Annotated in this window: 19 protein-coding genes and 1 pseudogene; 3 read left to right on the top strand and 17 right to left on the bottom strand. The window is 37.5% G+C overall.

Translation table 11 applies throughout. The annotated features are described in order from the left end of the window. Positions 1–107 precede the first annotated feature (107 nt). The 13 genes from carB to JCM12304_RS10695 all read right to left on the bottom strand — a co-directional run bounded on the left by carB (position 108) and on the right by JCM12304_RS10695 (position 15397). Positions 108–3362: a carbamoyl-phosphate synthase (glutamine-hydrolyzing) large subunit gene (gene carB / locus JCM12304_RS10745; protein ID WP_060680317.1), complete on the bottom strand. Its 3255-nt coding sequence runs from the start codon at positions 3360–3362 to the stop codon at positions 108–110. Next, on the bottom strand, positions 3359–4561 hold the full coding sequence (gene argD, locus JCM12304_RS10740; RefSeq protein WP_060680315.1) for an acetylornithine transaminase: 1203 nt from the start codon (positions 4559–4561) through the stop codon (positions 3359–3361). Before argD ends, carB begins: the two co-directional genes overlap by 4 nt. Continuing rightward, the gene (gene argB, locus JCM12304_RS10735; RefSeq protein ID WP_060680313.1) at positions 4554–5387 is read right to left on the bottom strand and encodes an acetylglutamate kinase; all 834 of its coding nucleotides are present in this window, start codon (positions 5385–5387) and stop codon (positions 4554–4556) included. The genes argD and argB overlap by 8 nt, the downstream gene beginning before the upstream one ends. Beyond that, on the bottom strand, positions 5368–6594 hold the full coding sequence (gene argJ, locus JCM12304_RS10730) for a bifunctional ornithine acetyltransferase/N-acetylglutamate synthase (RefSeq protein WP_060680311.1): 1227 nt from the start codon (positions 6592–6594) through the stop codon (positions 5368–5370). Before argJ ends, argB begins: the two co-directional genes overlap by 20 nt. Positions 6595–6609: 15 nt before the next feature. Further along, positions 6610–7653 (bottom strand): N-acetyl-gamma-glutamyl-phosphate reductase, encoded by a 1044-nt coding sequence (argC, locus tag JCM12304_RS10725; protein ID WP_082388030.1) that lies wholly within the window; start codon positions 7651–7653, stop codon positions 6610–6612. A gap of 229 nt (positions 7654–7882) precedes the next feature. After that, positions 7883–8314, bottom strand: a complete 432-nt coding sequence (locus JCM12304_RS20360) for an alpha/beta hydrolase (RefSeq protein ID WP_369813159.1) — start codon at positions 8312–8314, stop codon at positions 7883–7885. 68 nt (positions 8315–8382) lie between these two features. Further along, positions 8383–8847, bottom strand: coding sequence for an alpha/beta hydrolase (locus tag JCM12304_RS20355; RefSeq protein ID WP_369813158.1), 465 nt, complete (start codon positions 8845–8847; stop codon positions 8383–8385). A 498-nt stretch (positions 8848–9345) separates the two neighbouring features. Next, the gene (locus tag JCM12304_RS10715) at positions 9346–9834 is read right to left on the bottom strand and encodes a DinB family protein (RefSeq protein ID WP_060680310.1); all 489 of its coding nucleotides are present in this window, start codon (positions 9832–9834) and stop codon (positions 9346–9348) included. Positions 9835–10006: 172 nt separating this feature from the next. Then, positions 10007–11047: a YhgE/Pip domain-containing protein gene (locus JCM12304_RS20350; RefSeq protein WP_369813157.1), complete on the bottom strand. Its 1041-nt coding sequence runs from the start codon at positions 11045–11047 to the stop codon at positions 10007–10009. A gap of 212 nt (positions 11048–11259) precedes the next feature. Next, a complete protein-coding gene (locus JCM12304_RS20345; RefSeq protein ID WP_369813156.1) occupies positions 11260–12228 on the bottom strand; it encodes a YhgE/Pip domain-containing protein in 969 nt (322 codons plus the stop codon). 127 nt (positions 12229–12355) lie between these two features. Then, a complete protein-coding gene (locus tag JCM12304_RS10705; RefSeq protein ID WP_019377098.1) occupies positions 12356–13153 on the bottom strand; it encodes a cytochrome c oxidase assembly protein in 798 nt (265 codons plus the stop codon). An 88-nt stretch (positions 13154–13241) separates the two neighbouring features. Next, the gene (locus JCM12304_RS10700) at positions 13242–14540 is read right to left on the bottom strand and encodes a M20 family metallo-hydrolase (RefSeq protein ID WP_060680308.1); all 1299 of its coding nucleotides are present in this window, start codon (positions 14538–14540) and stop codon (positions 13242–13244) included. Then, positions 14537–15397 carry an SAM hydrolase/SAM-dependent halogenase family protein gene (locus tag JCM12304_RS10695; RefSeq protein WP_060680306.1) on the bottom strand — a complete coding sequence of 287 codons (861 nt, stop codon included), beginning with the start codon at positions 15395–15397 and terminating at the stop codon, positions 14537–14539. The genes JCM12304_RS10700 and JCM12304_RS10695 overlap by 4 nt, the downstream gene beginning before the upstream one ends. Before the next feature lie 193 nt (positions 15398–15590). On the opposite strand from JCM12304_RS10695, the gene JCM12304_RS10690 reads away from it, so the two are divergent. Beyond that, positions 15591–16691, top strand: a complete 1101-nt coding sequence (locus tag JCM12304_RS10690) for an SDR family oxidoreductase (RefSeq protein WP_060680304.1) — start codon at positions 15591–15593, stop codon at positions 16689–16691. 681 nt (positions 16692–17372) lie between these two features. Here the strand turns inward: JCM12304_RS10690 and JCM12304_RS10685 are convergent. After that, positions 17373–17882, bottom strand: coding sequence for a DNA-deoxyinosine glycosylase (locus tag JCM12304_RS10685; RefSeq protein WP_060680349.1), 510 nt, complete (start codon positions 17880–17882; stop codon positions 17373–17375). Positions 17883–18008: 126 nt separating this feature from the next. Here JCM12304_RS10685 and JCM12304_RS10680 point away from each other — a divergent pair, with 126 nt between their 5' ends. Then, a complete protein-coding gene (locus JCM12304_RS10680; RefSeq protein ID WP_019377093.1) occupies positions 18009–18944 on the top strand; it encodes an NADP-dependent oxidoreductase in 936 nt (311 codons plus the stop codon). Between the two features lie 39 nt (positions 18945–18983). Here the strand turns inward: JCM12304_RS10680 and JCM12304_RS19070 are convergent, their stop codons facing one another. Both JCM12304_RS19070 and JCM12304_RS10675 read right to left on the bottom strand, forming a co-directional pair. After that, a complete protein-coding gene (locus JCM12304_RS19070) occupies positions 18984–19124 on the bottom strand; it encodes a YpzI family protein (RefSeq protein WP_019377092.1) in 141 nt (46 codons plus the stop codon). 91 nt (positions 19125–19215) lie between these two features. Next, positions 19216–19575, bottom strand: a complete 360-nt coding sequence (locus tag JCM12304_RS10675; protein WP_060680302.1) for a hypothetical protein — start codon at positions 19573–19575, stop codon at positions 19216–19218. A gap of 402 nt (positions 19576–19977) precedes the next feature. Between JCM12304_RS10675 and JCM12304_RS10670 the strand changes: the two are divergent. Then, a pseudogene (locus JCM12304_RS10670) lies at positions 19978–20920 on the top strand (DMT family transporter). A 65-nt stretch (positions 20921–20985) separates the two neighbouring features. On the opposite strand, the gene JCM12304_RS10665 reads toward JCM12304_RS10670, so the two are convergent. Then, positions 20986–22422 (bottom strand): DHA2 family efflux MFS transporter permease subunit, encoded by a 1437-nt coding sequence (locus tag JCM12304_RS10665; protein WP_019377089.1) that lies wholly within the window; start codon positions 22420–22422, stop codon positions 20986–20988. Positions 22423–22869 lie beyond the last annotated feature (447 nt).

Raw genomic sequence — 22869 nt, 5'->3', positions numbered from 1 at the left:
TTAATGCAGCAGCACTACATTTTGTGCTGCTGCTAATTCGTTAGTTATGCTTCCGTAAACAATGGTTTATACGTATATATTTATTTCCATGGTTACTCCTTTTACGTTTACTTTCCGGCATGTAAGATTTTATCTTTATTTAATTGATGCAAATACTCTTGCAAAGATTTCGGTTTGATAACTTGCTCTGCATTACGAAGCCAGCTATAAAGCACTTGTAGTGTATCAAGGCTAGTAAAATAAGGGGTCTGATACCGGACAGCAAGCTCACGAAGATAAAATCCTGTCTTTTCTTTTTTCCTGCCTTGGCTCGGTATATTCAGCACTAGATCAGGCGTATTTGAACGCCAAAGGCCATGTATTTCTTCCTTTGTATAAACCGTATTATATACCGGAATACCCATTTCCTCTAAATAGGCTGTTGTCCCCTTTGTAGCGGTGATTACAGCACCTTCCACTATAAGCTTTTTAAGTAAATTTATACAATTTGGCTTCTCCCTTTCCGAAATGGATACAATCACGTTTAACGGTTTTTTACTCTTAAACATCTTCTGAACATTTTCAGGCAAAGCATTAGCTAAGGCTACTTCTTTTGTTTCTCCTATACCAATAGCTTCTCCGGTCGATTTCATTTCAGGCCCAAGTACATGATCTACTCCTTTTAGCTTCCCTGCTGAAAACACAGGAGCTTTTACCATATAATATTCAGGTTCATTAGCTAGATTCAACTCCGAGCTGATATCATCCAGCGCTTCACCTAACTGCGCCCTTACTCCCCACTCAACCATCGGTATATCCATTATTTTACTGAGCATAGGTACAGTTCTGGAGGAACGTGGGTTGACTTCCAATACATAAATCGTATCTCCATCGATGACAAATTGAATATTCATCATCCCAATAATAGGTACTTGTTGACTAATAATACGCGCAATGTTGATTATTCTTTCCTTCATTTTATCAGTAAGGGAAATGGCTGGAAAGATATTCATACTGTCTCCGGAATGGACACCTGCCCTCTCTATATGTTCAACAATTCCAGGCACAATGATTTGCTGCCCGTCACTGATTACATCGATTTCGCACTCTACTCCCGGAATATATGAATCAATAAGTAGTGGCCAACAACGATCCTTTGTATCCTGCTGAATCCGTTTGACATATGCTTGCAATTCTATTTCGTTATTGCAAATAAACATCGATTGTCCGCCTATAACATAGGATGGGCGAATAAGTACCGGGAAACCCAAGTCATTTGCGGTTGTCGCAATGTTCTCATGTTCGTTTACAACAAAACCAGGCACATGATTGATGTTTAATTTATTCAACACTTCATAAAATTGCTCCCTGTCTTCCATTTGATCAATATGTTTTGGCGCAGTTCCAAAAATATGGACGCCTTCCTCCTGAAGAGAGTTTGCTAAGTTAACAGCCGTTTGGCCGCCAAATTGAATAAGAACGCCAGCGGGTTTCTCCTTTTCAATTACTGCTAACACATCTTCCAGGGCCAATGGTTCAAAATACAGTCGATCCGCAATTGTGTAATCGGTACTTACTGTTTCTGGATTGTTATTAATTACAATTGCTTCATATCCCATTTTCTTTACCGCAAGAGCAGCATGTACAGAACAATAATCAAATTCTACCCCTTGCCCAATACGTATCGGACCAGAGCCCAGGACAAGTATTTTTTCCGTTTCAGTTTCATACGCTGGCGCCTCGTGATCGTTCCCCCAGGAGGAGTAATAGCACGAAGCTATTGGTTGCATGCTGGATTGGGAGGTTTTCATTAAGTGATAAGACAAATGGAAATCCATGCTTTTATACAAGCTTCTAACTTTCTTCCCCGTTGTTTCCAGTAATTCTGCAATTCGTTCATCACTAATATTTAGCAACTTTGCTTCCTTAAGCAATTCTGATGAAACGTTAGACAGACTGTACCTTTCCACCTTCTGTTCGCAAGTAATTACTTTATTAATTTCTTCAATGAACCAGGAATTAATTTGTGTTATTTCTTGTATTTCATTTACCTCTATCCCCCTCGTTAAAGCCTCCGCAATGGCGAAAAGTCGGAGATCATTTGGTATTGCTATGGACTCCATTAAGTCTTCTTTAGAGAGAACGGACATTTCCTTCCAATTTAAGCTATTCATATGAAGTTCAAGTGAACGCACAGCCTTATTCAAGGCTCCGATAAAGGTACGGTCTATAGCCATTACTTCACCTGTTGCTTTCATTTGCGTACCTAATCTACGATCTGCTTCTGTAAATTTATCGAAAGGAAATCGTGGTGCTTTTACTACTACATAATTCAATACTGGTGCTTCGCTTGCGTATGCGTTGCCAGCAACCGGATTGACTATTTCATCTAATGTGTAGCCAATTGCACATTTAGTAGCCACTAAGGCAATTGGATATGCTGTCGCTTTAGAAGCTAGTGCAGAGGAACGGCTGACCCGGGGATTGACTTCAATAATATAATACGCATTCGTCTCTGGATGCAAAGCAAATTGAATATTACACCCGCCAATGACATGCAAAGCCCGAATAATTTTCACCGAAGCACGCTCTAGTAATTCCTTTTGTTCCGTCGTGATCGTTTGCGAGGGCGCTACGACAATGGAATCACCTGTATGCACACCAACTGGGTCTACGTTCTCCATGTCACACACAACCACACAATTATCCGCAGCATCACGAATTACTTCAAATTCAATTTCTTTCCATCCTTTTATACTTTTTTCCACCAGCACCTGATCAATGGGACTCAGGTTTAACCCATTCTCCAGGAGTTCTTTGTATTCATCTTCATTTTCTGCAAAACCGCCACCTTCTCCTCCAAGGGTGTAGGCAGGACGCAAAATGACTGGGTATCCAGTAGATTGGATAAATGATTCCCCTTCTTCCACTGACTGAATAATTGTTGATTCGCAAACAGGCTCATTTATTTCAAGCATCAGCTCACGGAATTTTTCTCTGTCCTCGCCTTGCTGTATGGAAGGGACAGATGAACCTAACAATTTAACTTGATATTTTTCTAAGATTCCTTGTTCATGAAGCTCAACGGTTAAGTTTAAGCCTGTTTGACCTCCCAATGTGCCAATTAGACCATCTGGTTTTTCTATGGATATAATGCTTTCAATTGATTCAATAGTCAATGGCTCCATATAGACATGATCTGCTATTTGTTTATCTGTCATCATAGTGGCAGGATTATTATTTACAAGTATAACTTCTATTCCTTCTTCTTTTAGCGCTATGCATGCTTGTGTTCCCGCGTAATCAAACTCAGCAGCCTGACCAATAACTATGGGACCTGAACCAATGACCATTACTTTCTTTAATTGATTAATTTTTGTCATAGCTGGTTCGCCCCTTTAGCCTGTAAAATTTCTTTAAAAACAGTAATAAATGTTGTCAATTCTTCCTGTGATACAATTAAAGGTGGCAGGATTCGCAGCACATGAGACCCTGCAAGAAGCACCAGAATTCCTTTTTCTCTAAATGCGGTAACCAAAGGAGCAGCCTCTTCTTTCATTTGTACACCAATTAATAAGCCCCTCATTTTCACTTCTTCAATAGAAGAGAATTGTTGCTTTAGGGTTGCTAATTGTTCAGCCATCCATCTACTTTTATTTTCCACTTCATTTAATATGCTATTGTTCATAATTGTTTCTATTGTTGCCAGGCCGGCAGCCATCGCTAAGGGGTTCCCTCCAAAAGTACTACCATGCGTTCCAGGCTGAAATGACTCCGCTACCGTTTTCTTTGCAAGAAGTGCACCTACAGGAAAACCTGAACCAAGCCCTTTTGCTAATGTAATGACATCTGGATCAACACCGAACTGCTCATAAGCAAACAACTCCCCGGTTCTACCCATTCCTGTCTGTATTTCATCTACCATAAAAAGGATATCATGCTCATGGCATAGATCACGAAGGTTAGTTAACCATTCTATATTTGCAGGATTAACTCCCCCTTCTCCTTGAATCAATTCCAATAGAACTGCTGTTGTTTTACCGTTGTGCACTTGCTTCAAGGCTTCGATATTGTTGTAAGGAAGATAGCGAAATCCAGGCGTCAACGGAGTGAATCCTTGATGAATTTTTTCTTGTGCGGTTGCTGCCATGGTGGAACCTGTACGGCCATGGAAGGATTGAGTAAATGTTACAATCTCTGTCCTGTCTTCCCACCCCTTATCCTTTGCATATTTCTTTGCCAATTTAATCGCGGCCTCGTTTGCTTCTGCACCACTATTACAAAAAAATACCTGATCAAGGCAGCTATATTTTACTAGCTGTTCAGCAAGCTTTTTCTGAGCCGGGATATGGTATAGATTAGAACAATGCCAAAGTTGCTCCAATTGCTCCTTTACTGCTTCTTCTACACTATCAGGTATATGACCAAGATTGCATGTTGCTATCCCAGAAGTAAAATCAAGGTAGTTAGCTCCTTCATCATCCCATACATAACTACCCTTTCCTTTTACAAGTGTGAGCGGAAATCTGTTATAAACATTCATTAAGGCAGATGAAGCTTGTTCAGTTACAGTTTCAGACATGATTGGCCTCCTTTTCTATAATTAGCTTTGTGCCCGCTTGTTTTCCATCCAAATAAGCTTCTATATCTTTGGATTCCCATCCATTTAAAATAACTGTTTCAGTTACCCCACCACTTAATGCTTTTATAGCGGATTGCACCTTTGGTATCATTCCTCCGTGAATAATTCCCGTTTTGATCATCGTTTCGGTCTGTTCCTTTGTTAAACTCGGATGAATAATTGTACGCCCAGCACGTTCTTCTTTCACGCCTGGTATATCACTAATAAAGGCAAGCTTGGCATTCATCGCCTCAGCCACCGCTGCAGCGGCCATATCTCCATTGATATTATAATGCTGCCCATCTGAACCTAGCCCTATGGGTGATATCACCGGAATGGCACCATGCTGAATGATAAGGTGGAGCCATTCCGTATCTACATTTTCCACTTCACCTACATACCCGATTTCTTCTTGTATTCCCAGAGGTTTCGACTGTAAAATCGCCGCATCTACGCCACTTAAACCAATTGCCTTGCCATCTATTGTTTGAATAGAGGTAACAATGTGTTTATTAATTGATCCACTCATCACCATTTCAGCAATTTCTAAAACATCTTTGGATGTTTTTCGAAGCCCTTTTACAAATTCATGTTCTATTTTCAAGTGATCCAGTAACTTATTAATCGCCGGTCCACCACCATGCACGATAATCGGATTACATTTGCCCGACCTTTTTAAATGTACAAGCATGTCATAAAAGGAATTGGGAAGCTCTGCAATAATACTTCCGCCTAATTTGAATACAATATTACTCAGTTCTCTCACCTCACGTCCGATAGGATGCATTTATTTTTACGTAGTCATAGGTTAAATCACAGCCCCATGCCAGAGCCTTTTCTTTACCATTTTGTAAATCCACAAATAGTTGTACCTCTTCATTTTGCAAATAGCTCGTTGCCTTTACCTCATCAAATTCGAGTGGGACTCCATTCTTAACTACATTTATGTTACCTAAACTTACATTTACTTTTTCCGGATCGAGTGGTTGTTCACTGTAGCCGACTGCACAAACAATTCTTCCCCAATTCGGATCAGAACCAAAAATCGCTGTCTTTACAAGATTAGAAGATATTACTGCCTTTGCTACCTGTCCTGCAGCACGCTCCGTTGGCGCTCCCTCTACATGTATTTCTATCAACTTGGTTGCTCCTTCTCCATCTCTTGCAATCTGCTTGGCTAAAGCCTCACAAACGAACTTGAATGCCTCCAAAAATATGGACCAGTCAGGATGATCTTCATTTAAAGGGGTATTACCTTGCTGGCCATTTGCCAAAGCCAACACCATATCATTTGTACTGCAATCCCCATCTACAGTAATCCTGTTAAAAGAACAGTCCGTCATAGATTTTAGCGCCTGTTGAAGAGCATTCTCCTCAATAGCTGCATCTGTAGTAATAAAAGCAAGCATTGTAGCCATATTGGGGCATATCATTCCAGAACCTTTCGCCGCTCCGCCGATAGTGACTGTTTTTCCTTCCACTTCTACTTGAACACCAATATGCTTCGTAACCGTATCAGTTGTTAAAATAGCCTTTTCAAAATTTTCTGCTGATGAATTGTTTGCTTCACCTATTTCTGCAATACCAACTTTAATTTTCTCCATTGGTAATGTTTTACCGATCAAACCGGTGGAAGCTACTGCCACATAATCTTTATGTATTCCCATTTTATCTGCGGCCAACCTTTGGGTTTCCAATGCATCCAGATATCCCTGGTTTCCTGTACACGCATTAGCTATTCCGGAATTAACAACAACTGTTTGAATCCGCTTTTCCTTTTCGATACTACTTTTTGTTAATTTAAGTGGAGCTGCCTGAAAAGCATTTAAGGTGTACACTCCTGCTGCAACTGCTGGAATGTTAGAGTGTATCCAACCAAAATCCAGCTTTGTTTTACGTATCCCACAATGTACTCCGCCTGCGGTATACCCTTTTGGGCTGGCTATATTTCCGTTTTCCAATACCTTTATCTGATTTATCTTGGTAGTGATCATTTCCATGCCCCTTTCCTATGGATAGATTGGTAATTGAGCTAAACCTTCTTCCTCTTTCCAGTCATTCATCAAATTTGCATTTTGGATTGCTTGACCAGCTGCTCCCTTAACTAAGTTGTCTATTGCCGAAACAATAACTAGCTGATTCGTCCTTTCATCAACATGAATACTAATATCGCAAAAATTACTTCCATATACATTTTTCGTAGTTGGTGTTTGGTCTTCTTCCAATACACGTATAAATGGATGATTTGCGTAGAAGTCCTGATATAAATGTATTATTTCTTTCGTAGTTATATTTTTAGTAAGCCTTCCATAAATAGTGCACAGCAATCCGCGTGTCATTGGTATCAGATGTGTAGTGAATGTGGCGTTAATTGATTCACCAGCTGTGATGGAAAGGTAATGCTCTATTTCGGGAATGTGCTGATGTTTCCCTATTTTATAAGGCTGAATATTTTCATTTGTCTCTGAGAAATGAGTCATTTTAGAAGGCGACCCACCTGCACCAGAAACCCCCGTTTTTCCGTCTATAATGATAGATTGTGTGTCTATAATTTTTTCTTTTATACTTGGCGTTAATCCTAGTAAACTAGCGGTGGGAAAGCAGCCTGGATTAGATACTACTTCGGCATCTTTAATTTGATTAGGAAATACCTCTGTTAAACCATAAACCGCTTTATCTAACATCTCTTGTGGAGCTCCCAACTGACCATACCACTTTTGATATAAGTCGCGATTGGGCAAGCGTAAATCCCCTGATAAATCAATACATTGAACATGGTTACCCTCTAGCTGTGGAATTAATTCTTTGGCTATGCCTGCAGGAGTAGCAAAAAAAATAATATCGACTTCATTCGCTAACACCCTGACATCCAGTGCCTCCATCTTTAAATCCATATAAGTATGCATGTGAGGATAGTGTGTTGCAATATATTCTCCATAATGAGAATGTGAAATAATTTTACTTACTTCTAAATATTTGTGGAGATGAATTAAGCGTATCAGCTCTGCCGCTCCATACCCTGTTCCTCCAATAATCGCTGCACGTTTCACCACAATTTCCCTCTCTCCATATTTTCGAATTATTCATTATTATAGTTTTATTGAAGAAATTAATCAAGTATAAATATTAATATTTATTTATAAATATACAATATAAACGTAGTTTTATGCTTTTAAATCTTATTAATATGCATTTTATTGTATATAACATCAGATAAAAAAAGATCAACTACACAAGGCAGATGATCTTTAAATAAGGAATTTATTACATATAGAAAAATTATTAGTTTATATATTTCTCCAAAAAGCTGTTCAGTTTATCTACATATTTATCTTTTTTTGTTACAAAGGCTTCGCCGTGCCCGGCATTATCAAATGATATGAAATCTTTTTCACTGCTAGTATTTTTGTACAGCTTTTCAGCCATCGAAGTAGGTACAAATGTATCAGCATTGCCATGGATATACAGAATCGGAACTTCTGCTTTTTGTACTTGTTTTAACGCGGATGCCTCTTTCAAGGAATATCCGGCTTTTATTTTTGTAACTATACTCGTTGTTGGTAACACAGGAAATGCCGGTACGTGATACATTCGACCTAATTGGTACTTAAACATATCATATACACTTGTATAAGGGCTATCAGCAACAATTGCTTTTACACTTTTCGGTAATTCTTCTTCTCCACTTGCCATTAAAACGGATGCTGCGCCCATGGATACACCATGTAAAACATACTCTGAGTCTGGTCCAAGTTTAGTAGATAGTATATGAATCCAATCTATTAAATCAAGCGATCATGCCAACCAAAACCAATATAATCGCCTTCACTTTGACCGTGACCACGGAAATCAGGCATAAAAATGTTGTATCCTAAGTTTTCATAATAATATTGGCCATATAACCCCATATCTGTGGCCCGACCTAAGTAACCGTGTGCTAAAACAATTGTTTTATCTGTAGGCTTTTTAGCTTTCAAAAAATATCCTTTTAGCTTCAAACCATCATAAGAGGTCATTTCCATTTGTTCAAATTCCTGATCTCTTACCCAGTCTCTCCAATCTCCTTCAGTAAAGACATCCATTGCCTCTGCAGACACTTCAAGGTCCGAATTGCCAACTAGAAAATCTTTTACATTACGCTCAATTGCCAAGTTATAAAAATAAACCCCAGCAATTATATCTATAATTAATAGGATAGTAATTAAACTGATCCCTACTTGTAACCAACGTTTTTTCTTTTTAGTCAATGCGACACCTCCTCTATGATCCTATATATCTATTATACAGAAAATAAGTCGGGATAAAAGAACGTTCCATTGGTAGATGTTAACAACACTATGAACTGTAATTTGTTGAACTGTATCAATAATTCGTTTTGATATTGATATACAACCGAGTTAATTCAATTTATATATACATGATGAATTATTATATGTCTCGAACAAATATTTCAGAGCTAACAAAAAGGGGCTGAGACAAAAGAAATTTTATACATTGAAAATCCGAACCGATTCGACTATTAAAGAATCATGGTTCGGATTTCTTTTTGCAACAAATTAGCGGAGGAAAAACGCGCAGACTCCTGTGGGAGGAAAAGCCTAGCTAAGACCCCGGAGTGCGTAGCACGAGGAGGCTTAGCAGCGCCCACGGAAAGCGAAGCGTTTTTCCGGAGCGGGGTCCCACACTTTAGAATGTTCGTCTTTGAAATAGCGTTATTTAGTTATGTCTCAGCCTCTTTTTTGTAGTTATATGCCTAGCTTCTTTTTCACTTCTTTTATTTGATCGGTATGTCGCATTTCATGATATGCGATAAAGGGGATCCACTGGTCCAAACTCATATCTCCAAAAACAGGATGGGGGAATGCTTTATTTTTCATTGCCATTTTATCTTCATTTTCAACTAGTTTTTCCAAATTCCCATGTGTATAAGCAAGCTTTTCTTTCAATTCGTCAAGAGTAGCGTAATCCTCGCTTGGTACAGCAAATGATGGAGCATCCACCTTTGTATCACGATTAACCGTAAGCTCTATTGGTTTTTCCTTCACCACATTTATTTCTGGGGAGGCCAACTGTTTCTGAATTGATTCAGTAATGGCGCCTTCCATTAAATAAAGATGTTCGAGTATTTCCTTAATAGACCATTCATTTTTCGAAGGTTTCTGATTCAAATGCTCTGCTGTCAGTCCATTCACTTCTGAAAGTAATTCATTTCTAGCCTGCTCATTAATTTGCAAAGTATCACTCCTTCATTACCTATACCCTATTTTACCATAATTTATCTTAATACTCTGGCAAAAAAGGTATACCCTCTGTGACTTACTTTAACTAATTTCTTTAATTATATAAACCACTAACTAAAGGGAAGCTCAAAAGTTAATCTTCGTTAGTTTCCCTTTAGATAGATCTTTAATGAAACAAACCTGCTTTTTTTGATTTCTCCATTAACTTATGTGTTTGCCTGTTAATTCTTTCTTTAAAAAGTGTACCTAAAATCAAGAACGCCAAACCAAACAGGAGAAGAAATAACAAGTCATGTATTGCTCGATCCCAGACAATACCACCAACTGCCTCTCTCATTAAGTCAATAGCATAAGTGAAAGGAAGAAAAGGATTAATTTTCTGAAAGAAGCTCGGTAGTAATACCACAGGATAAGTCCCGCCTGCACCAGCAATTTGTAGTACCAGCATTATAATCGCCATCGCTTTTCCAACATCACCAAACACAGTAACTACTGTATATACAATCGACATAAATACCAGGCTAATGATTATACCGAAAAGAATAAACCAGCCCGGTTCAGCTACATATGCATCCAATAGCAAAATATCTCCACTTGTAACAATCAGAGTTTGCAATATACCAATTGAGAAGAAAGTGAATAATTTACCATAATATCTTTCTCTTGCTGTATAGGAATTTATATCATGTACATCTGTGGCTAATAAAGAAATTAGCAGTAATGCTCCCACCCAAATAGCAAGCACCGTATAGAAAGGAGTCATACCTGATCCATAGTTTGGAATGGGGAATAACTCATTTTTATTTAATTTTACTGGCTCAGCAAAAAATCCTTTCTCGGCTTCCGGATCGTTTTGCAGTAACTGTATTATTTCGTTAATATCTGTTTCTCCTTGTATATTACGAATTTTATCTGCCAGTTCATTTATTTTTTCATTTACATAAGGATATTGGCCTTCCATGTATTCCAACATATCTTTTCCGTCAGAAAGATTTGCTTCTGTGCTGTTTAAAATTCTTTCAACTTCCGGAATTGTCTTCTTAATATCTACAAGTATTGCTCGACCATTTTTTAATGTTTCTTTAGCAGAGCTAATTTGTTTCCGAACTGTAGGTTCTATTTCTTCCTCATATTCCGTCAGAAAGTCTCCAATTCGGTTATTTGTATTTGCAGATAACTCCTGTAAATCTTTAAAAATGCTATTCACTTGATCTTTTTTTTCATTTGCAAAATTGGAAATTTCTTGAGCATTGCCCTGTACTTCTTTAAGAGCGTCCTTTAATGTACTTACATTGGTTATTGCTCTATCGATTATTTCCTGTTGCTCTTCTTTTCCGCTAGGGTTCTCGGCTTCAGAAGGTTGTTCTTCCTCTTGATTACCATTATTTTGTTCATCATTATTTAATTGTTTCAGTTGTTTTAGCGCTTCTTCACTGTTCCCAGGCTGCCTATCGCCTCGTCTACACGTTCATCCAACAGTTTATTTAATTCTTCTTGTTTAGAGAAATCAACCTCCACGTTATTCACATCTGAAAGAAAATTATTAACGTCACTTGCGACTTGTTGAGCCTTCTTTAAATCTTGCTTTATTTTGGGTGCCATCTCATTGAGCTTTTTCTCTCCTTCTGAGAGAATAGCAGTAGTATCATCAATAGTTTGGAGACCTTGGTTCGTAACGTCCTTTGCCTGTGGAAGTTTATTTTGTGCATTGTCTATAACAGTTTGCGCCTTTTTTGCATCACCTAGAGAATCCTGAATAAGCTCGTAGGATTTTGGCAATTGTTTTTCCATTTCAAATATGTAGTTCTCAAACTTTTGAATATCTGGCAAATCCTTCTCTAATTCGACTCCCAAATCATTAAACATTTCAAAAATAACTCCATTGACAGTGGAAATAAACTTACTGCTTATTTCATTAACAATAACGCTTGCTCCCTTATCGGTAATTTTAGGGGCGATGGCGTTTATCTTTTCATTCACATAATATTCCATTTCAGACTTTCTTGGCTTTCCAGACACGACTGAAGTCAACTTTTCGGAAAAGTCTTTTGGTATTACAATTACCGCATAATAATCTCCATATTCCACTTTATCCATAGCTTTATCTCTCGTCGTAAATTGCCAGTCCATGGATTTATTTTTTTTGAGTGTTTTGACGAGTTCCTTACCTACGTCAATATTTTCACCCTCCACTTCAGCACCTATATCTTCATTTACTATTCCGATAGGGATTTGGTCGGTCTGCCCATAAGGATCCCACGATGCTTTAATATTGAACCATGCATACAAAGATGGAAGCACAATTAATCCACCGATTAAAATTGCTGCCACCCAGTTTTTACTAATATTTCTCATGTCTCTACTATATATTTTCCAACTATTTTTCATAAATTCTACCTCTATTCCTAAATATCCTTAAACCTAGCGTTTATCCATAATAAAATAATATGCATTTCCAATTATATACCTTATATTAAAATTTCCTAATGAAAAACTCTCCCGTCCGAGAGAGTTTTCATTTTACCTTTTTCTTATATAATATACTGCCTATAAAGACAGCTAGCTGACTGATCAAAAAGATACCTCCACCTTTTATTTGTTCAACCACTGGATCAAAGGGTAATAAAGAAACAAAGAAGTCTTCTGGTATCGTATCCCAATCAGGTAAGCAAAGAGCTAGAGCACTCATAAAAAGATTTATGTCTGTGTAAACAGAATACAAACTGTTTTTTGCTACCATTAATACAATTATAAAAGGTAGGAATGCAAGTATATTGGTCAAGATGTATAAGCCGATTCGCTTTATTTTTCCATACAATATAGAAATCCATAACAACAGAGCAGCATTAAATAATATAAGTAAATAGACATAATTCAAAAATAAGTCAATACGCACATAATTGAAGATTACTGGTATATGGTAGAGATAAAATAGGCTATAAAACAATAGAAAGGCTACTACGGGATTTGTCGAGATGGAAATAATTTTATCCAATAATCTATATTCTCTTACCAATTTAATAATTTTAGGCTTAAAGCCTGCAATAAAAAGTGGTGGAACTACCAGTAGCAATAACACCAATTGAATCACATGACTACTGAATTTAATTCTAGCTATAACGTTTAACGGACTAGCTATCGCAAGAAACAATATGACCATACTTGCAATAAACAAGACGGCTTTTCCACGAGAAGCCTGCCCGTCATTAGGTAAAAGAAAAAAGTAAATAATCAGGCCAAATAAAATAAATAATAATATTCCACCATTCCATAACGTAGAAAAGTGAAATTCATCCAAAATAATATCAATCAATAGGAACACCTACTTCATAAGCTTCACTAATATTATAATAGATAAAAACTCTAGCTATCTGTAATATATATCACAAATACATGACAGTTTAATTTTCACTATTTAACTTTTCGATGAATTTTTTTAGAACATGAATGGTTTGAACACAATCATTTAAATCAGACCACTCAGCAGGATTATGACTGACCCCTTCTTTACTTCTGGTAAATAGCATTGCTACAGGAATTTCACTTCCAAGAATCATTGCATCATGACCTGCACCACTTGGTAAATGATAAGGCCGAATAAGCTCTTCTTCCATTGTTTCAACTAATAACGCTTGCTTACCTTCATCAATTGGGACAGGGGCTACACGCATTTTTTCATCATGTTCTACAGTTACTTTATAATCAGCAGCAATTTTATTTGCCGTTGCCAACACTCGTGTGACTAAACTATCTCTTCGCTCTTGTGTAATATCACGTATATCCACATATAAAGAAACTTCCCCAGGAATTACATTTACTCCGTTGGGCTTGACCTTCATTTTACCTATTGTAGCAACTGCAGAATCACTCACTTGCTGTGGTAAGGTATGAACTGTTTGAATGAAGGCTGCTGCTGCCACCAAAGCATCTTTACGGTCTTCCATAGGTGTGTTTCCAGCATGACCTGCCTCTCCATGAAAGGTAACCTCTAGCCAACATGGTCCTGCAATACCAGTTACAATCCCACATGGGAGATTTTCTTTTTCCAGCCGCTTCCCTTGTTCAATATGTACTTCAACAAATAATTCTATTTCCTCCATATCTCTTTTAGCCCCAGCATAGCTGTCTAAAGATAATCCAACATCCTGCAAAACTTCTGAAAAGCTTCTACCTTCTCCGTCTACAAGCTCCACCTTTTCTGCTAAGCTGCCTTTTCCGACAATTGCTTCACTGCCATTAAGCCCTCCATTAAAACGAGCACCCTCCTCGTCACTAAAAACAGCTATTTCAAAAGGCTTCTCAGGCTTATACCCTGTTTCCTTCCATGCTTCCACAACCTCTAAAGCAGCTATCACCCCAAGCGGGCCGTCAAAATGGCCACCATTTGGAACACTATCGAGATGTGAGCCGCACAGGATTGCAGGTTGTGTCACCTTATTCCCTTTGCATCTTCCGAAAACATTCCCCGCACCATCCATATAAACATCTAAACCAGCCTTATGCATCCAATCCGAAACTAAATCCTTGGCTTCCTTTTCTGCTCGGGAATATCCTGGGCGGTTTGAACCTCTATCTTCTGTAAGGCCAATCATTGCAAGCTGTCCTAACCTACTTGCTACCCTTTCACCTGACACCCCGTTATAATCATATTTTTTATCATAGCTCCTGCATAACGCTTCTTTGAGAAAGTTTTCCTTCACTTCTCACCCTCCTCCTGTTGACTATGTATAAGGTGAATTTTCCAATTAGATCCTGTACGAATATTATATGCTTGAGCAAATGAACCCTGATTAAGCGCAATTGCCAAATTATCAACAGAGTTTACATAGACAAGCGGTTCCCCTAATCTGCTATCTGCAAATGAACGACCAAAAGACATATTATTTCTATATACCTGATTACCATTATGAGTAATAGCTACTTCCAATTGATCACCGTATTGGATACCTGTATCCCGAAGAAGCTGCTTATGAATATTTGTCCATAAATTTCCAAAGCGAACATCCAATATATCAATCGTTCCATTAATTTGTTGGTTTTCCATTATTGCATCATGAATTGAAAGTCTAACCAATTCATCTACTTTAACCATTGGTCCTACATTTTCATAAGGAATTTTAGCAGATGCAAGCCTAGCACCAGTATACACATATACATCTCGCCCATGAAACGTGTATGATTCACCTGACTTTGGCAGCCGGTTAACTTCTTCATCAATGACACGCGCTTCTACAATACCTATATGATGATCAATGTGGGTTAATGTACCATTATCAGGTGTTACGATATAATGATTACTTTTTGTTCTAGCTACCACACTGAGCCTCTCTGTTCCGACTCCCGGGTCAACCACAGAGACAAATATAGTACCTTCAGGCCAATAACTGATTGTCTGATATAACCTATAAGAAGCTTCCCAAATATTAAACTGAGGTATATCATGAGTTAAATCAAAAATAGATAGATCTCGCTGTACAGATATGGCCACACCATACATAGCACTGACAGCTCCATCACTTAATCCGAAATCAGTTTGTAATACCAAGCTGTTATTCACATAATTCCCCCCAACTATATTTTACTAATGAAGCACACATTGAAAATGATGAGCCCATTTAAAAATTTTTAATTAAAAATAGTATACGGAAGTTAGCTATGCAATGCAATGAAAGGTTATAAAAAATTAGAATATTCAAGGTTCATGGTATACTATAATTAGCTTAGATACATAACCAAGGAGGCGGCCTGATATGAATTACCATTTTTTTGTGACAGGATTCCCAGGCTTTATCGCCGGAAATCTTATTAACCAACTTATTAAAGATTATAAACCAAGTATTGACAAGATTTCTTTGCTAGTTTTACCTAACCAAGAGAAAAAAGCACTACAGGAAATAAGTTATTTTTGTTTAGAAAACCGAATAGAGGAGAGTCTCTTCGAAGTTATTGTGGGAGATATTACAAAGGAAGACCTCGGTATCAACTTCGACAAAAACAATGAGCTACAGTGGAAAATAACCCATATTTTCCATTTAGCAGCTATTTATGACCTTGCGGTGGAAAAAGACCTTGCCTTCCAAGTAAATGTAAAAGGAACCGAAAATGTAACCAAATGGGCTCATACTATTAAAGCATTACAGCGATATGTTTACTTTAGTACTGCCTATGTTTCCGGTAAGAGAGAGGGTAGGATTTATGAGAAAGAGTTAATGAAAGGTCAAGCTTTTAAAAATTATTATGAACAAACAAAATACGAAGCAGAAGTAGTGGTAGAAAATGAAAAAGAAGTACTCCCTATAACCATTATCCGACCTGGAATTGTTCGAGGGCATTCAGAAACAGGGAAAACAACTAAATTTGATGGAATTTACTTCATGTTGAACTTACTCGATCACCTTCGTTTTTCGCCAACAATACCCTACATTGGCCATGGAAATGCGGAAGGCAACTTTGTTCCAGTTGATTATGTATTAAAAGCTACAAGCTACCTTTCTTTAGCCACTGTAGGAACAGGTAAAACCTATCATCTTACTGATCCAAAACCGTATACAATGAGAGAACTACAAAAAATGTTATCAGAGACTTACCTGACAAAGATTCCACGTGGTGTACTACCACTACAGCTAGCAAGATTTGGCCTTTCATTTACGATGATACGCAAATGGCTACAAGTTGAAAAAGAAGCAATGGACTACTTCACAACTTATTCCTCATATGATTGTTCACAAATACTTGCGGATCTAACATCGACTCCTATTCGTTGCCCTGATTTCAAAATGTCACTCGAATCTATGATTACCTATTATAGAAAATATAAAGATGATGCGGAAAAGCATATAAATATTAAATAATAAAAGCAAACCTGCTAACCTAAATAATTAACAAGCCACGAAGGATGGATTATATCCTTCGTGGCTTGTTAATTGATTATGTACACTTCATAGCATCAAGGTAAAACTACCTATATTTTCTGAATTTGTGAATAATGTACCATTTTCTGTAAATTAAACCTATTATTGACTTGTTTGTAGTATAATGATAATGACATGCTATGCAGGGTGAGGCTTCGGTTTCAGTTAAGCATATCTTTTACTTGGCGAAAAAACCCTAAGAAAGGGGGGACAAATATGATACCGTTTGACACAACTCTTCAGTTGATGTTCATGTTTGCCACATTGGTATTACTGATCGTAAACAGCCGAGAAAAAAAGTAAGCGCCCTGCCGACAGGAACAGGAGAATCTGGATTGATTTAACCCCTGAACCAGTCGCCACACCTTGTGGATAGCAGTCCGAGTCGCAAGATGCCGCTTGCGACTCGTTTATGGAGCGATTTTTTACAACCAATGTAAGTTTATTAATTCGCTGAGCAATTTATTCATCATTTCAGCAAATAGGAAATATAGTTCAAAATACTTACTATTTATTAAGATTACTCATAAATAACCTCTTCTGCTTCCATTGTACCATTTTTTCGACAATTAAACTAACTTATCTTTCACTACCCTTTTTATTTGCCTTCTAAAACAATTTCTAATTATCCAGGTGATCCAAAATGACTTTCCATTCCTCTACTTTACCAGCAAAAGTTTTTGTATATCTACCAGGTATTGGGCTTGTAGAAGGTAGCTTTCGAACATCTACTTTGCCAAATAATTCTTTGGAAAAATGCTTTTTAAATGTTTGATACGACTTCCCTCCATTACAAACAATCAAACCTAGAGATGGATATTTACTCACCAATTCTGTAATAGCATTCGGTTCCTCATTTACTATATTCGTGTCCAAGCTACCCTCTCGATAACAACTGCCGATGGTATCCCAAAGTGCAATCCCTTGTTTTTTTATAAAGGCTAACTTTGCTTCATAGTCTTCTAAGGTCTCTTGATGGAATAATTCAAACATAATAGGCCAAAAATGATTTCTGGGGTTCCCATAATATTGTTGCTTCTTTAAAGACATCCCCCCAGGCATTGATCCGAGTATTAGAACCTTTGGTCGCTCTGGTAAAACTGGAGCAAAGGAATATATTTTTTCACTCATATTCATCCCTTCTTTCATGATTAATTTTTCTCATATCCGGGAAACTACTATATTAAACATATGTTTTGGCAAATAAGCAGAAAAAGTTGCCAAACTACTGTAATTCATAGGAGAGAAGGTTTTAGAATGAAAGCAATTATTATAGATGAATATGGTCCTGCTGACAAATTAACTGAAAGCAATGTAGCAGTACCTACTATAAAGGATAATCAAGTTTTAGTTGAATTGCACGCGACATCAATTAACCCTATTGATTGGAAGATCAGAGCAGGTTATTTAAAGGATAATATTCCTTTTGAATTCCCTATCATCCTTGGCTGGGATGCAGCAGGCATAATAAAGGAGATTGGTAGTAATGTAACTGAATTTACTGTTGGAGACCGAGTCTTTGCACGTCCTGCTACGACCGCCAACGGTACCTATGCCGAATACGTTCCTGTAGAAGAGGATTTACTTGCAAAGCTCCCTGAAAATATTACATTCGATGAAGCTGCTGCAGTTCCACTAGCTGGTCTCACTGCATGGCAGTGCCTTGTCGATTTCTCCGAAGTGAAAGAAGGTGACAAAGTATTAATACATGCGGGAGCAGGCGGTGTTGGAAGTTTTGCTATTCAAATTGCCAAACACTTCGGCGCATATGTTGCTTCTACAGCAAGCGAAAAAAATAAAGCTTTATTAAAAGAACTAGGTGTAGATGAATTTATTAATTATAAAGAAGAAGATTTTTCAGACAAGCTATCTGATTATGATATTGTAGTAGATACAATGGGTGGAGAAATCCAGGAGAAAAGCTTTAAGGTTTTAAAAAATGGTGGTAAGCTAGTCTCCATTGTACAAGCACCAAATAAAGAATTAGCTACTGAAAAAGATATTAAAGCAGACTCAATTTGGTTAAAAGAAAATGGTAAGCAATTAAGTGAAATTGCTGAGTTAATGGAAAAAGGAGTAATTAAGCCAGTGATTGGGAATACATTTCCATTGAGTGAAGAAGGCTTAAGAAAAGCACACGAGCTTAGTGAAACCCATCATGCTAAGGGGAAAATCATTATTAAAATTAAATAGAATAAAAAGCGATCAATTATGATCGCTTTTTTCCATTTTTTACTTATTACCGTCATTCAACCTTCTAGCTTCCTCTGGGCCAGACATTTTTGTAGCACCCTTATAACGTAATCCTACATCACGATCAGATTCTACACGGCCGCTTTGTTTTAACTTTTTTTCTTGTCGATCTCTTCCCATTCATAGCACCTCCTCACTTTAATTTGAGTATTGTGAAGGGGTTTTATTCATAGGATTTAATGTTTTATGCACCGTCCTGTTTTCTGTGCAGTTATGGTGAATTTTTAATTTTTGTGGTTATCCACCCAGATAATTTAGAAATGTATTGTCCAAAGTTATCCTTTATAAAAAGCACCAACCAAGTTGTTAAATAAATATACCCTAAAATAAGCATAATAGCAGTCAGGCTGCCATCTGCCACCTCTTTCATCATATAAGAAAATTCGTTGTCATTATCCCCTCTACCAATGCTGAATAAAAAACTCACCAAAGGTAAAGCAAAAGAGAGAATAATGGTTATATAAGCAAGTGGTATTCTATCCTCTTTGAAATTACTAAATATAGCAGTCCCTAGAGTGAGCAGGATAAAGGTAGAATAAACAATCCAGAACCATATCGGCAAAGTTTCCACAAGATCACTTCCTTCTTCGTTGTTGTAACGCTGCTCATCGTATCCTATTTATATAATTCGCCACATATTTCCATCATCCTGCTTCTCTTAAAAAAACCATTGAATAAGCATTCGTTATTTTACAATTTTATTCTCCCTTTAAATAGCGATATGCTAACATAGTATGAATTAAACAGCATCTCTATGCTATTTACATTTGCGCCCTGTAAAATAACTGAAAATTTATTATTTTCTATTGACCAATTTATTAATATTCGATATATTGTATTTATTGCACAAAATTTTAAACTAACGGATTTGATGTTTCAGTTTCACAGAAGCAAAGTATGTTTAGTTTTATAAGGTAGAGCAGGCGGGATTAATCTCCCCCTGCTCATCTATTTTTATTGAGGTGAATACATCATGAAAGCAATCTTAATTGGCCTTTTGGCAGCATTATTTTTTTCGGTAACATTTGTATTAAATCGCTTAATGGAATTGGAAGGTGGACACTGGGTTTGGAGTGCTTCCCTGCGCTTTATGTTTATGTTACCTATTTTGGGAATTATCTTGGGAACAACCCGGAAAATAAAACCAGTAATTAACCATATAAAGAGGCACCCTATACCCTGGTTCTTATGGAGTACAATAGAGTTATGCTCCACTTACTTTCGCGACAATATATGGGCCTGGCTGGCTAGTCGCTGCTACATTTCAATTAACCATTATTGCAGGGTCTTTACTTGTTCCTTTTTTAAGTCAAAAAGTGAAACAACGCATCCCCATTCAAAGTGTTTTCATTTCACTGATTATCCTTGCAGGAATATTCATTATGCAAATGGAACATGCTACCACAGTTCCAATGACGAATGTATTACTATGTGTTATTCCACTCGTTATTTCTGCGTTTGCTTACCCACTTGGAAATCGCAAAATGATGCTTTTAGTTCAAGGTGAGCTAACCACTTTTCAACGTCTCCTTGGTATGACAATTGCCTCCATGCCTTTTTGGATCGTTTTGGCTGTGTACGGAATCTTCGTAGATGGTTTACCTTCCGGAGCCCAGGTGGGGCAAACATTTATTGTTGCAGTGTCCTCAGGCATTATCGCTACTGCTTTATTTTTTTATGCTGCAGAGCTTGTGCAAGATGATAATCATAAGCTTGCCGGCGTGGAGGCTACTCAATCCGGAGAGGTTATTTTCGCGTTATTTGGCGAGCTACTGTTGTTAAGTGCACCATTACCAAGTGCTTTATCATTTATCGGAATAGGACTAGTAATTTTTGGAATGCTTTTACATAGTGTTGTTTCTGTTCTTGGAAATCGAAAGAAACGGCTGATTATAAAAAAACAGCAAAGCATTTAGATTAATTTTCAAGAAAAAACGGTAGAAGAAAATGAACTTTCTTCTACCGTTCTGCGTTATTGTCTCTAACCTTCTTCTTGTTCTACTCTAGCACGATCTTCATGTGGTGTCGTTCCTTTAATGTAAAGAGCTAAGATAAGTCCAACAAACGAGAGACCTGTCGCAACATAGAACGCCACATTCACGCCATGAATCAGCTCACTCGGAGTGGCGTTTTTACCTGTATTCAATGCTGTAGCTGTCATAATTGTGATGAGGAGAGCTGTACCAATTGAAGCTGCTACCTGTCGCATTGTATTCACCATGGCCGAACCATGTGGGATTAATTTATTTGAAAGCTGATTTAACCCCGCAGTAGTTGAAGGCATCATAATCATGGAAATGCCAAACATCCTTACAGCAAACACCACCGTGATATAAGATAATGACGTATCAGGGGTGAGATTTGTATATAAAAATGATGTTATTGTTAAAATCAGCAACCCAACAATCACAAGGTATCTAGCGCCAAATCTATCAAAGATTCGTCCATTAATTGGTGACATGATTCCCATAATCAACGCCCCTGGCAAAATCATCATGCCGGAATCCAATGCGGAATAGCCTGCCATATTCTGCATGTAAATAGGCAAAATCGTTTCTGCAGCAATCAACCCAATAAACGCAATCATCCCAATTACTGTTGTTATTGTGAAAATTTTATTTTTAAATACACGAAATTCTAATATAGGTTGCGCAAGCTTAAATTGCCTGAGGATAAAGATAGTTAAACAAATAGCACCTATAGCTAATGACAGGAGAACAATCGTATTAGACCACCCACTATTTCCTGCACTACTAAACCCATAGAGAAGTCCGCCAAATCCAAGTGTCGATAATACGATGGAAATATAATCTACCTTTGGGAAAGTACGGGTAGTAATATTCTTCATAATAAAAAATGCTACAATAACATCGATAATTGCAAGCGGAAGAACAATTAGAAATAAAGATCTCCAAGGGTAATGTTCAACAAGCCAGCCAGAAATCACTGGTCCTAGAGCTGGTGCAAAGGAGATAACCAAACCAACTGTCCCCATCGCAGAGCCTCTTTTTTCAACAGGAAAAATTAATAAAAAGATAGTCATCATTAATGGCATCATAATTCCTGCTCCAGCTGCTTGAACAATTCTACCAGTCATAAGTATTCCAAAATTTGGAGACACAGCACAAATAAGTGTTCCAAATGCAAAAATAGACATTGCGGTTAAAAATAGCCTTCTAGTAGTAAAGGTTTCTATCAAAAAAGCTGTTATTGGTATCATGATACCGTTAACTAGCATGAAAATAGTAGTGACCCACTGGGCCGTATTTTCTGTTAAATGTAAATCATCCATAATATGTGGTATCGCTGTTGCCAGCAAAGTCTGATTTAGAATGGCAAGAAAAGCACCTGTTATTAGAACTGCAACAATTGGCAGTTTGTTTATATTTTGAATATCTGTTACTTCTTCATTTCTCAATCTATCAACCCCTAAGTTTAAACCGCGCTAGCATCTTCAATAAAAGACAACCAGCACACGTCACAACCGATTCTTCTAAATTTTTTTCGCTATTCACCTATCATACTATAGCTTTATAGATTGCACAAAGCAATGGAATAGGAAAAATCAGCTGCAGAGCGAATTAATCAGCAGCAGAGCTAGATAATCCGCCGGAAAGCAAATTAATCAGCAGTAGAGCGAGATAATCCGCCGGAGAGAAAATTAATCAGCTGCAGAGCGAGATAATCCGCCGGAGAGAAAATTAATCGGCTGCAGAGCGAAACTATCCGCCGAAGAGCGAATTAATCGGCTGCAGAGCAAAAATATCCGCCGGAGACATTCCCAAACTAGTTATAGTGTGTTCACCATAAGTTATTTTCCGTAACGGCCGTTTACAGTACTATCAAGTTACCTCGCATTTTATCT

The organism is Virgibacillus halodenitrificans JCM 12304 (assembly GCF_001310895.1).
GTDB classification, from domain to species: Bacteria; Bacillota; Bacilli; order Bacillales; family Amphibacillaceae; genus Virgibacillus_Q; species Virgibacillus_Q halodenitrificans.
This window is presented reverse-complemented; position numbering and strand designations above follow the sequence as displayed.